We start from the raw sequence: 14811 nt of genomic DNA, 5'->3' as shown, positions 1-14811 counted from the left end.
AACCAGCGCATACCATTGGCTCGTCCGTCTTTTTCGGTCTCCCCTCTCCCCCGGCCCCTGGCACGCCCCGCCGTTCGCCCCCCCCCCCCCCCCCCCCCCCCCCCCCCCCCCACCGTGGCTTCACTGCGACGGACGTCCGACGGGGCCCGGGGTTGCGTCGTGTCCCGGGGAATCCGTGACCGGGGTCAGGAGGCGGTCCTGAGAGTCCGCCGGATCCAGTCCGCGTACACGGGCACGTGGGTGTAGAGACCCGGCCCGGCCGAGCAGGCGACCCCCGGGGCGCCGGGGCCCGACGCGGCGCCGACGAGCTCCCACCGCCCGTGCCCGCCCTTCTGAAGCTGCGGCCCGCCGGAGTCCCCGAAGCACGCCATGGCCTCGGGCACCCTGCTGATCGTGCAGAGCCGGGTCCGGTCCGCGTAGCCGGGGGCGCACTCGCCGGCGGCCCCCGTGCGCGTCCTCAGCTCCTGCAGCCGCTCCGCGAACCTCAGCTCGGTGTCGACGGTGGTGCCGAAGCCCAGGATCCGGGTGGGAGTCCCGGGCCGTCCGGCCCGCTCCGCGATCCTGACGGGCTGCCCGGAGACCGGTCGGTCGAGACGGACCAGGGCGATGTCGTGCTTGTTGGGCCCCTTCCCCTCGCCGCTCACGAAACCGGGATGGACGACGGTCCGCTCGATGGCCCGTACGGTTCCCCCCGACTTCCGCGCCTCGCTGCCGATCCGGACGATGCCGTCGAGGACCAGGCCGTCACCCGTCACGCAGTGGGCCGCCGTCAGCACCCACTCGGGATCGATCAGCGACGCCCCGCAGTTGCCGTCGTGGAGCCCGTGCTTCGGGGCCGACTCCGGGATCGTCGCCATGAACGGGTACCGCTCGGTGGAGTCGGTGCCGTTGACGATCGCTCCGGCGCTCCCGGCCGGCAGGGTGGCGCAGGCCGCGACGGCGAGAGCACCGGCGGCGGTGGCGCGCGCCGCACGGCGCCGGATCGACTTCGAACTGAACACAGGTGGTTCCTCTCCTCATGCGTCTGGTGTGCCCGATCCACCCTGGCCGGTGCGGGATCCGCCGGACCATCCGGTCAGCGGGCACGCATGCGGTGGGGATGCCCCCAGGAGAAGGCCGGTGGCCCTCCCCAGGGTGCCCGGGACGTCACGAGCGGAAGGGGCGGCGGCTCCGGGGGTGCGCGACGGCATCGCTCCGGAACGCCCTCGTCCGGGCGCACTCACGTTCTAGCGTGCTTGTCATGACCTCGATCAGGATGTGGCGGGCGCCGGCGCTCGCCCTCGCGGCCGTCCTGCTGCTCGTCCCGCAGTCGGCCGTGGCCCGGGCCGCGGCGGACCCCGTGGAGTCGACGGCCCCGGTGCGTGCGGCGACACCGGACCGGCCCTCGTACGACGTGGCACTGCGCGCCGACGGCGACGGCTCGCACTGGACCGGCCGCCAGACGGTGTCCTTCCGCAACGCCGCCCGTACTCCCCTGCGTTCGGTCGACGTACGCCTGTGGGGCAACGGCACGGACGGCTGCGGGACCCCGGGCGGCCCCCCGCCGGTCCGGGTGAGCAGGGTCGTCGGCGGCACACCGCGGCCGCTGACCGTCGGGTGCACCGCGCTGCGGATCGATCTGCCGACGCCCCTTCCCCGGGGAGCACGCGCGAGCGTCTCCTTCGACGTCGCGATCACCGTCCCGGACCGCGTCCACCGCTTCGGCAGGGACGGCGCGTACCGCTACCTCGGCAACGCGCTGCCGCTGCTGTCCGTGCGCGACGCACAGGGCCGGCACCTCGACCCGGACGTCGGCTTCGGCGAGAGCTTCCACACCCTCGCCGGCGACTTCCGTGTCGCCCTCGACCACCCGAGCGCGCTCGTCGTCCCCGCGACGGGCACCACCACCCGCCGCGCGGGCGCAGCCGGCCGCACGATCAGCACCAGCGTCGCGCGCGGGGTACGGGACTTCGCGTGGGCGGCGGGTCCCTTCGCGACGAAGACCGTGACCACGCCCGGTGGGATCCGGCTGAACGCGTACTGGACCGCCACCACGTCCCCCGAGGGGGTCGCCACCGACCTCCGGGACGCCGTCGGCTCCGTGGACGAGTTCGGCAAGCGCTTCGGGCGCTATCCGTACGGCGAACTGGACCTCGTCATGAGCGACGGCCTCGACGACTTCGGCAGCATGGAGTTCCCGGGCCTCGTCCTGCTGTGGACCGAACCGGAGGGCTCCGCCGTCGTCCACGAGATCGCCCACCAGTGGTTCTACGGCATCGTCGGCAACGACCAGTTCGCCTCGCCCTGGCTGGACGAGTCCTTCGCCCAGTACGCGAACGAGCTCTACTACCGGCTGGACACCACCAGCTGCTGGGACGACCAGGGCATGTGGCCCAGCGACACGGCCGCCCTCACCCGGTCCATGGCCTACTACGCGGACGGCCGGCGCTCGGAGTACGTCCGCGTCGTCTACCGGCGCGGCTCCTGCGCCCTGCACGACCTGGAGCGCGTCCTGGGCGGCCCGGCGATGGCGGGCATGCTGCGCGGCTACGTACGGGACCACTGGCTGGGTGTCGCCACCACCGCGGACTTCGAGCGGGCTGCCCAGGCGGCGACGCCGCAGGACCTCGGTCCCTTCTGGACGGAGCACAGGATCCGCTGACCGCCGGGGGATACCGTGGGCCCATGATCACCACTCCGTCACGGGTCGCACTGCACCCGCTCACCCTCGCCGACCAGGAGGAGTTCTGCTCGCTCGTGCGCGCCAGCTCCGAGCTGCACGGGCCCTGGATGCAACTTCCCACCACCGCGGAGGAGTTCCGCACCTGGATGCGCCGTTTCGACGACGGCACCAACCAGGGCCTGCTGATCCGTGTCCGGGAGACCGGCGCGGCCGCCGGCATGGTCAACATCAACTCGATCATCCGGGGCCGCTACCAGGGCGCGTCCCTCGGCTATGCGGCCTTCGCCCCGTCCGCGGGGCGCGGCTACATGACCGAGGGGCTCACCGCCGTCCTGGAGTACGCGTTCACCGAGCTGCGGCTCCACCGCCTGGAAGCCAACATCCAGCCGGGGAACAAGGCCTCCCTGGCCGTGGTCCGGCGGCTGGGCTTCCGCCACGAGGGCCTCTCCCCCGACTACCTCTACATCGACGGGGGCTGGCGGGACCACGAACGCTGGGCCGTCACCGCACCGACCCCGTGGACGCCCGACCCGTCCCTCCCCGAGGTCTGAGGCCCGAGGCCCGAGGCCCGATGAGGCCAGGGTCTGAAGCCCGAGGCCCGAGGCCGCAGCTCGAAGGCGTCTGGGCCGACCGCGGCTACTACGGCTCGCTCAGTCACAACGTCAAGGCCGAGTACCAGCGGTACATGGGCTGGTTCGACGGCGATCCGGCCCACCTCTGGGAGCACCCGCCCGTCGAGGAGGCCCGCCTCTGGGTGGAGTCCCTCGGCGGTCAGGCCGCCACCCGCGCCCGCGCCCGGTACTACGCCGAGCGGGGCGAACTGCGCTTGGCCGTCACCCTGCTCGACCACGCCGTCTTCAACGACCCCCGGGACAGCCGGGCCAAGCGCCGACTCGCCGCGCTCTACACCTGTACCTGGCCCTGGCCGTCGGCCAGATCGTCGACAGCCTCGCCGTCCGCGTCGACGGCCCGAAGGCCTGGTCGTTGCGGATCGTCATGGACTGGCGCATCGGCGCCGACCACTGGCACCTCCGCCTCGCCAACGGCCTGCTGACCTGGACCCAGGACGGCAGGCCCGCCGCCGACGCGGGCCTGACCATGACGATGACCGGGCCCCAGCTCGACTCGCTGCTCGCGGGAAAGGGCACCGACGGCATCGCCATGACGGGCGACCGCACGCTCCTCCCCCGCCTGCTCGCGGTCCTGGAGGCCCCCGATCCGGAGTTCCCGATCGTGACACCCTGAGGACCCGGCGGACCTAGCGGACCGAGCGGATACGGCGTACCAGCACCGATCCCGCGAGGGCCAGGGCGCCCGCGAGGGCGTACAGGGCCGTGTAGCCGCCGAAGTGGGTGACGACCGGGGCCGCGATGACGGGGGCGAGGACCTGCGGCAGGGCGTTGGCGATGTTGATGACGCCCAGGTCCTTGCCGCGGTCCTCCGCCGTCGGCAGCACGTCCGTGAGCAGAGCGAAGTCCACGGCCGTGTACACGCCGAATCCGAGGCCGAGCACGAGCGAGGCGACGACGGCTCCCGTCCAGGTCTGCCAGACGGCGAGCAGCAGGGTGGCCGCGGAGATGACGAGGCCGGACCGGATCACATAGGACTTCCGCCGGCCGCTGCGGTCCGACCGGATGCCGCTGATCACCACGGTGGAGAGCAGGGTGAGCGCGTTGAGCGCCGTGAGGATCAGTACGCCGGTGTCCGCGTCGCCGTCGTAGCGCACGGCGTCGGTCAGGTAGTACAGCAGGTACATCGTGCTGATGGAGTACGAGAGGTTCATCAGGAAGCGGGTGAGCCAGGCCCACCCGAAGTCGGGATGGCGGCGCGGGTCGATCCAGAAGCCGCCGAGGAACGTCCGCCACCGGAAGGCCGGTCGGGCGGCCGGGGAGAGCGGGGTGTCGCGCCGCATCACGACGTACGGAACGGCCGCGAGCACTGTGAAGACCGCGCAGGCCAGATAGCCGCCGACCACCCCGCCCGCGAACGTGGCCAGCGCCGTGCCCACCAGGATGCCGACGACCTGGGAGACGCCGAGCCAGCCGCCGACCAGACCGCGCTGCCGCGGCGGCACCTGGTCGGGTACGGCCGCGGTGAGCGCGGCGAAGGCCGCGTTGAGTGCCAGCTGGACCAGGCACCAGCCGGCGATCACGGTCGCGACGCTCTGCGCCGCGGCGAGGACGAGCAGTCCGGCCGCGCCGCCCGCCACTCCGCCGGCCACCCAGGGGATGCGCCGCCCCACGGACGCCGTCGTCCGGTCGGAGAGCGCGCCGAAGACGGGGTTGGCGACCATCGACACCGCCGCTCCGACTCCCGTCACCAGGGCGAGGGTGGACGCCTTGTGGTCGGGGGTGAGCTGCTCGGCCTGGCGTGCCAGGAGCAGTTGGAGCGGGCCGAACCAGCCGACCCAGACCCCGAGGTTGGCGAGGGAGAGCGCACCCACCCAGCGCCCGCCCGGCGGGGTAGCGGTCTCGGGGGCCGGCTCGGCGGCGGTTCCCTCCGCCGCCGTCCCCTCGGCGGTCATCTGCCGCTCTTGATCAGGTCGCGGTACCAGGCGAACGACTCCTTGGGCGTCCGCGCCAGCGTCTCGTAGTCGACGTGGACGAGCCCGAAGCGCTGCCGGTATCCCTCCGCCCACTCGAAGTTGTCGAGGATCGACCAGATGAAGTAGCCGTGGACGTCGGCGCCCTCGGTCATCGCCTCGTGCAGCGCGCGGACGTGGCCGTCGTGGTACGCGATCCGGCGGGCGTCGTCGACGCGCCCCGTCCCGGGGTCCGGCCCGTCACCGTACGAGCAGCCGTTCTCGGTGATGTACACGGGCGGCAGCCGGTCCCCGTAGCGCTCGCGCATGACGGCGAGGAGTTCGCGCAGTCCGTCCGGGACCACCGGCCAGCCGAAGTCGGTGAGTTCGCGGCCCTCGATCTGCCGGATGGCGAAGGGGAGGTCCGGCGGGATCTCGATGCCGCCGAAGGACGAGCCGGCGGAGGCCGCCGCGGCGGGTGACGCGACGGCGGGCTGCGGGGCGCCGACGAGCATCGGGTTGTAGTAGTTGATCCCGTACCAGTCGAGGGGTTCCGAGATCGTCCTGAGGTCCTCCGCGACCGGGCCGGGGAGGAGCGAGTCCAGGCCCGCGGGGTAGGCGCCGGTCAGGAGGGGGTCGGCGAAGAGGCGGTTCGTGAGGGTGTCGTACAGCTCGGCGGCCGCCCGGTCGTCGTCGCTGTCGCCGGCGGGCCAGACGGGGCTGTGGGAGGCGGCGATGCCGATCTGCCGGGCGCCCGCGGCGCGCAGGGCCTGGACGCCCAGACCGTGGGCGAGGAGTTGGTGGTGGGCCACGGGCAGGGCGTCGAAGACCATGCGCCTGCCGGGGGCGTGCTCGCCGAGGCCGTACCCGAGGAGGGTGACCTCGGCGGGTTCGTTGATGGTGATCCACATGGGGACGCGGTCGGCGAGCCGCTCGGCGACCACCGAGGCGTACGCGGCGAACCGCTCCGCGGTGTCCCGGTCGAGCCAGCCGCCGTCCTTCTCGAGGGCCAGCGGGGTGTCCCAGTGGAAGAGCGTCGGAACCGGGGCGATGCCCGCGGCGCACAGCTCGTCGACGAGCCGGTCGTAGAAGTCCAGGCCCTTGTCGTTCACACGGCCGTGTCCTTCGGGCAGGACGCGGGACCAGGAGACGGAGAACCGGTAGGCGCCGACGCCGAGTTCGGCCATCAGCGCGACGTCCTCGCGGTAGCGCCGGTAGTGGTCGGTGGCGACGTCCGCGCGTGAGCCGTCCTTGACGCGTCCCGCTTCGCCGGTGAAGGCGTCCCAGCTGGAGGGGCCGCGGCCGTCGGCCGTGAGCGAGCCTTCGATCTGGAAGGCGGAGGCGGAGACCCCCCAGAGGAAACCGGCCGGGAACTCGGGTACGGGCGCTGTCATGAGGACTCGCTTCGATCGGCGGCGTGCGGGTTGCTCACGGCACTTTCGGGTCCCCCGGTCCGCCCTGTCAATGGAAAGTGAACAATTCTCAGGTTTTACCGGTGCGCGACGCGAACGGGCCCTTCCCGTGCGGGGGAAGGGCCCGCCCTCGGTGTCGGCGCGGTACCGCGAGCCCGGCGCCGGCGCGGTACCGGCGAGCCCGGCGCCGGCAGCGGCGACGCGGAGTGGTCGCGTACGCCCAGGGGCGTGATCAAGCCCTTCCCGAGGCGCGGCGCATGGCCCGGGAGGTGGTGGGGCACCCATGCCCGCGTGCACCCTACAGACGAGTCACAGCGCTTCACGGCCCTCTCGGTACGGCTGACCGGTTTCGACGGAGCGGACCTGGAGGCCACCGGGATGGCCGAGGTGTACCGTGCGATCGCCGCGGAGCAGCTCGGCGCGCGGCGGTACGGGCGGCTGCTGTGCGAACTGCCGGAGGACCCGGAAGACTCCGGGGATCAAGAGCTGCGGAAGTCGGCGGAGGCGGTCGCCCACCTCTGGTACACGGGCAGTTGGCCGGGGCCGCCGCCGTTCCTGGTGTCCCCGCGCGCCTATGCCGAGGGCCTGGTGTGGAAGGCGGCCGGCCTCAGGGCGCCGGCCACCGGGCCCGGTGGGTACGGGAGTTGGGCCGAGGCGCCCGGCCGTTCCGAAGGCCGCGGCCGGGGCGACGCGGCCGAGGGGAGCGGGCCGTGAGCCGGTACGACGTGATCGTGGTCGGCGCCGGTGTCGCGGGCTCTCTCGTCGCCCACCGGCTCGGACGGTACGGGCGTCGGGTCCTGGTCCTGGAGGCGGGCGCGGCGGATCCCGGAGACGGAGCGGCCGACGATCCACTGGCCACCTACCTCGCGGCCTCGGGCCTGGTTCCCGGTTCGCCCCTCGGACCCCACCCGGAAGCGCCCTCGCCCGAGGTGACGGACATCGTCGGCACGGAGGGCGTGCCCGGATACCGGACGGCCGGGCATCTCCGGCAGGACGGCCCGCTGCCGTACGCCAGCGGATACGTCCGTGCCAACGGCGGCACAGGCAACGTCTGGACCGGGCTCGCGCCGCGCATGCTCCCGGAGGACTTCGACACCGAGGCGTTCGGATACGGGCGGCGGTGGCCGCTCGGCTACGCGGAGCTCGAGCCTCACTACCGGGCGGCCGAGGCGGAGTTGGGGGTGGCCGGCGATGCCGACGAGCAGCGCGCTCACGTCGGGCTGCCGCTCCCCGACGGCTATGTGTTTCCCATGCGGCCGCTGCCTGCCGCTCGCCTGGACGGCGTCCTCGCGGCCCGCCTCGACGGGCGGCGCGTGCGGGATCCGGTGACCCGGGACGAGGTCGAACTGCGGGTGGTCGGCACCCCGCACGCACGCAACGGCGTCCCGGATCCCCGCTACGACGCCGGTCGCGGGTACGTCCCGCGCGGCCGCCGCGGGCGGCCGGAGCCGGAGAACCGCTGCGTGGGCAACGCGAGCTGTATCCCGCACTGCCCCTCGTACGCGAAGTACACCCCGCTCAAGACCCAGGGCCGCTGGAGCGACGGCGTCACCCTCCGGGACCGGTCCGTGGTGAGCCGCGTCCTCGTCGACGCGAACGGGCGGGCCACGGGCGTGGAGTACCGCTCGTACGACGGGGGCGTCTCCGTCGCGCACGCCGATGTCGTGGTGCTCGCCGCGCACGCGGTGGAGAACGCCCGGCTGCTGCTTCTCTCCGGGCTCGCCGACCGCAGCGGCCAGGTCGGCCGCAATCTGATGGACCACCCCGTCCTGCTGACCTGGGGCCTGCTGCCCGAGGACGCCGGACCGTACCGGGGTCCCGGCTCGGTCTCCGGTTTCGAGGGCTTCCGGGCGGGCCCGGCGCGCCGGCCCCGGGCGCCGTTCCGCGTCGAGTTCGGGACCTGGGGCTGGGTCTGGGCGAAGGGCCCCGTCGACACCGACGTACGGCACTTCCTCACCGAACGCGGTCTCCTCGGGGCCGACTTGAGGAAGGCTCTCGGTGACCGGATCCGCCGCCAGTTCACCCTGCAGTTCGAGATGGAGCAGGGTGCCGACGCCGCCAACCGGGTCACGCTCCACCCGTCCGAGCGCGATCCGCTGGGACTGCCCCGCCCTCTCGTCACCTACGACCTCGACGAGCACGTGAGGCAGGGGATGGCGGCGGCCCGGGCGGTCTCGGACCAGATCTTCGGGCTTCTCGGCGCCGAGGACCACACCGACTACACACCGGCGGCGGCCTGGCCCGGCCGCTTCGAGCACAGCGGCCGTACGTACGGCTATCGCGGGGCGGGCCACGCCGCCGGCACCCACATCATGGGGGACTCCCCCGGCACGTCGGTGGTCGACGCCTGGCAGCGCTGCTGGGACCACCCCGGCCTGTACGCGGTCGGCTGCGGCAGCATGCCCTCGGTGGCCACCTCCAACCCGACGCTGACGATGGCCGCGCTCGCCCTGCGCAGCGCGGAGCGCGTCGAGGCGGACCTGGCGTCCCGCGACCGTCCGGTGTCCCTCGCCGCACCTTCGGCCTCCCCCCTCGTCAGCGAGACCTCACCGACCCGAGGAGTCCCGGAATGACCGCACCTGTGAACCCGTCGCCTCCACTGCCCCTGCCGCCCGTGAACGAGCCCTTCCGACTGCCTTTCCACTACGGGGCGTTGCATCAGATCGGCCTCGACTGGCTGGTCGGGCCCGAGCCGGTCCGTGAGCTGCTCGCGAAGCACCACCCGGATCTGACCGCGGCCACGTTCGAGGACGGGCGCGCGCTGGTCTCCGTCGACTACCAGCTGTACTTCGCGCAGTACGCCTTCGGCGGCGGGGTCACGCAGGAGATCGAGTTCAGCGTCGTCGCGTTCCCGACCGGCGCGGAGGGACGGCTGCCGCGGCTGAGCTACGCCCAGTACGCGCAGGGCTGGGACCAGACGAAGCTGCTCGGGATCGCACGCGTCCACGTCGTCTGCGACAACCCGTTCGCGATCAGGGCGGGCCGCGAGCTCTACGCCGAACCGAAGTACCCGGGCCGGTTCGTGGTGGATCTGCCGTCGCTCAACGGGCCCGCGGGCGAGACCTGGAACGTACGGTGCAGGGCGGCCGCCGTCGGCGGGGACGACACCCTGGAGGAGGACCTGGGTGCCCTGGTCGACCTCACGGCGGAACTCGACGGCCTCTCCCCGGCCGTCGCCAACTCCGCCCCGGTCACCGGTTACGGCACCGACCTCGAGGGACGGCTGCTGGCCGGCCCGATGAACGTCTACCAGCCGTACCGCTGGTTCGACCTGGCCGCGCACGCGGGGCGTGCGCGGCTGGCGGTGCACGCGCCGGAGAGCGACCTCGGCCGCGACGTCCTCGCCCTCGTCGGCGAGGCACCGGCCACGGGTGCCTGGTCGTACCAGTCGCCCCCGGTGGCCGCCCACAACCGTCCGTACTACGTGCCGACCGCACCTCGCCGCTGACCGAGCAGGGGGCCCGCGGGGGAACGTCGTCCACGCCGCGGGCCGCCCCCCGTCAGCAGGTCTCGCGGACGTACCCCGGTTCGCCCGCGGGGCGGACGTCGGTGTCGCGCAGGACGACGGAGAGCGTCCCGCCCCAGCGCGCGCAGGCCCGGGCGAGGCCCTTCCGTTCGTACTCGATGACGAGCACCCGGTTGTCGAAGGCGGTCGCGTAGGGACCGCATTCGTCGTACTGGCCGCACTCCTCGGCGACCGCGAAGTCGAATCCGAGCTTCCGGCCCCGCTGCGCGAGATCGGGGGCGTTCTTCTGCCCCATCGCGAGTCCGGCGGCGTGTGCGCGGGCGACGAGCAGCCGGGCGAAGGCGAGGTCGTGCTCGGGTGTGAGGTGGCCCTGGGACCGTTCGTACGAGTCGAGGTTGTCCGCCTCGACGGCCTGGTAGCCGGCGTCGGCGCAGCCGTCGATCCACTCGCCGACGATCACGGCGAGCCGCTCCCGTTTGGCCGGTGTGGAGACGTCGAAGAGCGCCTCGTCCCAGTCCTGGTCGATGACCGGTTCTCCCCCGGCGCCCCGCAGGAGGAGGTCGGGGTGGTGCTCCTCCCACCAGTCGGTGGCGTCCGGCTGGGCCTGGAAGGCGTTGACGTAGCAGATGTTGTACAGCCCCTTCGCCGGCTTCGCCGTACGGTCGCGGGAGACGGCGCCCACTCCGGGCGGCGGGGCGTAGGGGCCGCCGATCTGGTAGTCGAATCCGACGCGGGGTTCGGGCGGGACGACCGTGCGGGGGGAGGACGGCGGCGGGGAGGAGGGGGCGGAGTCGCCGTCTCCCCCGTCGCCGGACGAGGTGCATCCGGCCACCCCGACGGCGAGGAGGCCGGCCAGGGTGAGGGCCGACAGGCGGTGGCGGCGCCGGCGCACGCTGCGGAGGGGTCGGGGTTCGCGGGCGATCACGGTGCGGGGCTCCTGGTCGTCGATTCCTCGGAGCGACGCACGGCCGCCCACGGGCCTACGGTACGGCCGCTGTCCGACCGAGCCGTGGCGGCCTGCCGGACGCGGCGCGAACGGCTCGACATCGCGTCAGGGGGCCTCATACATCCCCGCTGGGCACGTATGTGAACCCGAGCCATGTCCGCGGATTCTGCGCAAAGCCTTGCGTCGCCCCTTCAGCCGTCCCTACTCTCCCGCGCAATGGTTAGGAACACTTCCTAACCATCGACCGCACATCGACGCGAGCCCCCCACCGCTGCCTTCGCGCAGCACTCACCCAGAGGACGTCGGATGTCATACGCACATCAGGCACGCCCCGCACAGAGAGACCGCATCCTCCGACGGCGCCGCCCCCTGGCGGTCGCCGCGGCCCTCGCCACCGCGCTGACCGGCATCACCGGGCTGGCCGGTGGCACCGCCGTCGCCGTCCCCGACGACGACCGGGCCGCCGCCCTACCCGATCTGACCAGCGCCAACCGGCGGGCCCCCGTCGCGGGCCTGCCCGACTGGAGCAGGGCGGGATACCGGGGCGGCGCCGCACTCCCCGGCGCCGCAGAGGCCCACCCCGACGCCGCCTGCCACATCACGGCGGCGGATCTCGCCTCCCGGTACGGCGTGCGCGCCGACGGCAGCGACGCCACGACCGGCCTCCAGCAGGCCGTCGACGCCCTCAGGACCGGCTGCACCCCCTCGGCCGGCTACACCAGGATCTCCTCGATCACCCTGCCGGCCGGGCGGATCGTCGTGACCCGGCAACTCGCCCTGGACGCCGACTACATGGTGCTCCGCGGTGCGGGCATGGGGCAGACCACGCTCGCGTTCCGGCCGGATGCCGACACCCGTTACGACACCCTCACCCCGGACGGCAGCGACTGGGACGAGGACGCGATGACCCACGGGGCCGGGAAGGGCGGCTGGACCTGGCCGGGCCGCGGCCTCCTCCGGGTGCAGACCCGCGAGGTCTCACCGAAGTACGCGAGCGACCACGCCTCCGCCCCGGCCGACCGCAAGGACATCTTCGAGGGCAGCGTCAACCAGCACTGGGCGAGCGGAGTCCCGCTGCGCGAGGGCTCGGCGATCGGCACCACGCAGATCAGGCTCGCCACCACCACGGACATGTCGCGCTTCAAGGTCGGCGGCCATCTCTGGGTCGGCGCGGCCAACACGGCGAAGTTCTACCAGCAGCAGACGGTCACCGACTCGTCCAAGTACGTGAACCTGCACATGCGGCAGCAGATCTTCCGGATCGCCGCGGTGGACAGCACGGGCAAGAACCTCACCCTCGACAAGCCCCTCGAGTACGACCTGCCGCTCGACTCGACCTCCGACGGCTCGGCCGCGATCGGCGGGACCGTCTACCCGAGCCGTGTCACATCTCTGAAGGTCGTCCAGGGCGTCGGGATCGAGGACCTGAGCATCACCCAGGAGCTGGACGGGATGCCCCGGCTCGGCGGCGGCACCTACGACGTCGACCCGGCCGACGCGAAGACCGACTTCGGCAACATCGCCCCGGAGTACGCCCAGCACGGCATCGTCCTGAAATGGGCCGCCAACGTCTGGATCCGGCGCGTCGGCACCCGGATGACCGGCTCCCACGCCGTCGTCACCGAGAGCGCCAAGAACGTCCAGGTGCAGGAGTCCTCCTTCGACGGCTCCTGGAACAAGGGCAAGGGCGGCAACGGCTACTTCCGCGGCTCCCGCGTCTGGGACTCGCTCTACGCCTACAACACCAGCCGCAACCTGCGCCACTTCACCTTCCAGTGGTCCGCCTCGGACAACGTCGTCGTCGGCAACGACTTCGACAGCGACCTGAACCTGCACGGCGGCTGGGAGCGGCGCAACCTCTTCGAGAACAACAAGGCCGCGGTCCCCTTCGAGCACTCCTCGAAGAACTGCCGCGCGAACTGCGGTGAGGAGGGCGGCGGCGGGCCCGACGACTCGACCTGGTGGCCGATCTGGTGGGGCGCGGGCCCCAAGGCCGTGAAGTGGTCCGGCGCCACCGGGCCGCAGAACGTCTTCTACGGCAACGACCTCAGCAAGCAGACCTCGGCCGGCGGCGCGTACCAGCCGTACTACGCCGACCGCCGGCGTCTCTACCAGCTGGGCAGCGCGGCCGCCGACCCGACGGCCTACCAGCACCTGGCGGAGAGCGGCTCGACCATCCTGGACTGGGCGGGCAAGGAGACCCTGGACTACAGCAGGACCCCGCACGCCGGTGTGAACGCCACGAGGACGGACACCTCCGGTTCCCTCTTCCTCAGGTCGACCGGTTCGGACCCCGGCGGGGGCACGCCCACGCCGACCCTGATCTCGCGGGGCAGGCCGGCGACGGCCTCCTCGGTGGAGTCGGCCGGCTTCGAGGCCTCCCTCGCGGTGGACGGCGACACCGGAACCCGATGGGCCAGCACGGAGGGCGTGGACCCGCAGTGGATCCGCATCGACCTCGGTGCCCCGCACGACCTCTCCCGGGTGAAGCTCGGCTGGGAGGCCGCGTACGGGAAGGCGTACCGGATCCAGACCTCGGACGACGGCACGAACTGGACCGACGTCCACTCCACCGGCACCGGCGACGGCGCCGTGGACGACCTCACGGTGACCGGCACCGGGCGCCACGTGCGCATGCTCGGGACCGCACGCGGCACGGCGTACGGCTACTCGCTCCTGGAGTTCGAGGTGTACGGCTCCCCCGCCACCGGGTCGTCCGGCGGTGGCGGGACGGTCGTCGACGTGTCCACGGCAGGGCAGTTGCAGAGCGCGCTGGCGAACGCGCAGCCGGGGCAGACCATCAGGCTGGCCGCCGGCGAGTACCGGGGCTCGTTCGTGACGCGGCGGGCGGGCACGGCCGCCGCGCCGATCACTCTCACCGGTCCGTCGAACGCCGTCCTCGTCAACGACGGCCCATCGGGCACGGCCCCGTCCTGCCCCGCTCCGACCGCCGGCTGGGACTCCGGCTACGGCCTCTGGCTGTACGGCGCGCCGTACTGGCGGCTGACCGGCTTCACGGTGAAGGAGTCGAAGAAGGGCGTCGTCCTGGACGACTCCCCCCATGTGACGCTCGACGGTCTCTCCGTGCACCACGTCGACGAGGAGGCGGTGCACTTCCGGCGCTCCTCGGCCGACGGCGTCATCAAGAACTCGACGATCACCCACACGGGTCTGGTCCAGGCCGGGTACGGCGAGGCGGTCTACATCGGCTCGGCCGGCTCCAACTGGGCCTGCCACGGCAACCAGGGCGGCGTGGACCGCTCGGACCGCGTCCAGGTGCTGAACAACCGGATCGGCCCGTCGGTCGCCGCCGAGCACATCGACATCAAGGAGGGCACGTCCGGCGGCGTGATCCGCGGGAACACCTTCGACGGGACGGGGATCAGCGGCTCCAACTCGGCCGACTCGTGGGTGGACGCCAAAGGCGTCGGCTATCTGATCGAGGACAACACCGGGACGTTCTCCTCACCCGGCACGTTCGCGAACGGCTACGAGACCCACAACCCGTCGACGACGCCGTCGTTCCCGAACGGCTGCGGCAACGTGTGGCGCGGCAACCGTTCCGACCTCGGTGGCGTGGGGGCGTACGCCATCAGGATCACCTCGACGTCGAAGTGCGCCGCCGACCCGAACGTCGTACACGCCTCCAACACGGTGACGAACGCCGGCAGCGGCCTGACGAACGTCCCCGTCACACCCTGACGGTCGGCGGAGAGGGGGGGGGGGGGGGGGGGGGGGGGGGGGGGGGGGGGGGGGGGGGGGGGAGGGGCGGGGGGGGGGGGGGGAGGGGGGGGGGGGGGGGAG

Annotated in this window: 10 protein-coding genes and 1 pseudogene; 7 read left to right on the top strand and 4 right to left on the bottom strand. The window is 72.9% G+C overall.

All coding sequences use genetic code 11. The features are described from left to right. Positions 1 to 185: 185 nt before the first annotated feature. Complete coding sequence (locus ACZ4XX_RS19775; protein WP_468509144.1) at positions 186 to 1001, bottom strand: S1 family peptidase; 816 nt, start codon at positions 999 to 1001, stop codon at positions 186 to 188. 239 nt (positions 1002 to 1240) lie between these two features. On the opposite strand from ACZ4XX_RS19775, the gene ACZ4XX_RS19770 reads away from it, so the two are divergent. From ACZ4XX_RS19770 to ACZ4XX_RS19760, 3 genes and pseudogenes are all read left to right on the top strand, one after another. Further along, positions 1241 to 2641 carry a M1 family metallopeptidase gene (locus ACZ4XX_RS19770; protein ID WP_468509143.1) on the top strand — a complete coding sequence of 467 codons (1401 nt, stop codon included), beginning with the start codon at positions 1241 to 1243 and terminating at the stop codon, positions 2639 to 2641. A gap of 23 nt (positions 2642 to 2664) precedes the next feature. After that, positions 2665 to 3213 (top strand): GNAT family N-acetyltransferase, encoded by a 549-nt coding sequence (locus ACZ4XX_RS19765; protein WP_468509142.1) that lies wholly within the window; start codon positions 2665 to 2667, stop codon positions 3211 to 3213. A 53-nt stretch (positions 3214 to 3266) separates the two neighbouring features. After that, a pseudogene (locus ACZ4XX_RS19760) lies at positions 3267 to 3907 on the top strand (alkyl sulfatase dimerization domain-containing protein); the annotation flags it as partial. 13 nt (positions 3908 to 3920) lie between these two features. On the opposite strand, the gene ACZ4XX_RS19755 reads toward ACZ4XX_RS19760, so the two are convergent. Both ACZ4XX_RS19755 and ACZ4XX_RS19750 read right to left on the bottom strand, forming a co-directional pair. Next, positions 3921 to 5186, bottom strand: a complete 1266-nt coding sequence (locus tag ACZ4XX_RS19755) for an MFS transporter (RefSeq protein ID WP_468509141.1) — start codon at positions 5184 to 5186, stop codon at positions 3921 to 3923. After that, positions 5183 to 6577 (bottom strand): glycoside hydrolase family 1 protein, encoded by a 1395-nt coding sequence (locus ACZ4XX_RS19750; protein WP_468509140.1) that lies wholly within the window; start codon positions 6575 to 6577, stop codon positions 5183 to 5185. The genes ACZ4XX_RS19755 and ACZ4XX_RS19750 overlap by 4 nt, the downstream gene beginning before the upstream one ends. Before the next feature lie 309 nt (positions 6578 to 6886). Here ACZ4XX_RS19750 and ACZ4XX_RS19745 point away from each other — a divergent pair, with 309 nt between their 5' ends. From ACZ4XX_RS19745 to ACZ4XX_RS19735, 3 genes are read left to right on the top strand one after another with little or no spacing between them, the layout of a single operon-like run. Beyond that, entirely contained in the window at positions 6887 to 7309 is a 423-nt protein-coding gene (locus ACZ4XX_RS19745; RefSeq protein ID WP_468509139.1) for a hypothetical protein, read from the top strand. Then, positions 7306 to 9168, top strand: a complete 1863-nt coding sequence (locus ACZ4XX_RS19740) for a GMC family oxidoreductase (RefSeq protein ID WP_468509138.1) — start codon at positions 7306 to 7308, stop codon at positions 9166 to 9168. The genes ACZ4XX_RS19745 and ACZ4XX_RS19740 overlap by 4 nt, the downstream gene beginning before the upstream one ends. Continuing rightward, entirely contained in the window at positions 9165 to 10043 is an 879-nt protein-coding gene (locus tag ACZ4XX_RS19735; protein WP_468509137.1) for a hypothetical protein, read from the top strand. The genes ACZ4XX_RS19740 and ACZ4XX_RS19735 overlap by 4 nt, the downstream gene beginning before the upstream one ends. 52 nt (positions 10044 to 10095) lie before the next feature. On the opposite strand, the gene ACZ4XX_RS19730 is transcribed toward ACZ4XX_RS19735, so the two are convergent. Continuing rightward, complete coding sequence (locus ACZ4XX_RS19730; RefSeq protein WP_468509221.1) at positions 10096 to 10983, bottom strand: endo alpha-1,4 polygalactosaminidase; 888 nt, start codon at positions 10981 to 10983, stop codon at positions 10096 to 10098. 330 nt (positions 10984 to 11313) lie between these two features. On the opposite strand from ACZ4XX_RS19730, the gene ACZ4XX_RS19725 reads away from it, so the two are divergent. Beyond that, a complete protein-coding gene (locus ACZ4XX_RS19725) occupies positions 11314 to 14709 on the top strand; it encodes a discoidin domain-containing protein (protein WP_468509136.1) in 3396 nt (1131 codons plus the stop codon). Positions 14710 to 14811 lie beyond the last annotated feature (102 nt).

It is taken from the genome of Streptomyces sp. NPDC029956 (assembly GCF_055574655.1).
Note: the sequence above shows the minus strand (reverse complement) of the source record. Positions and strands in the feature narration are given on the sequence as shown.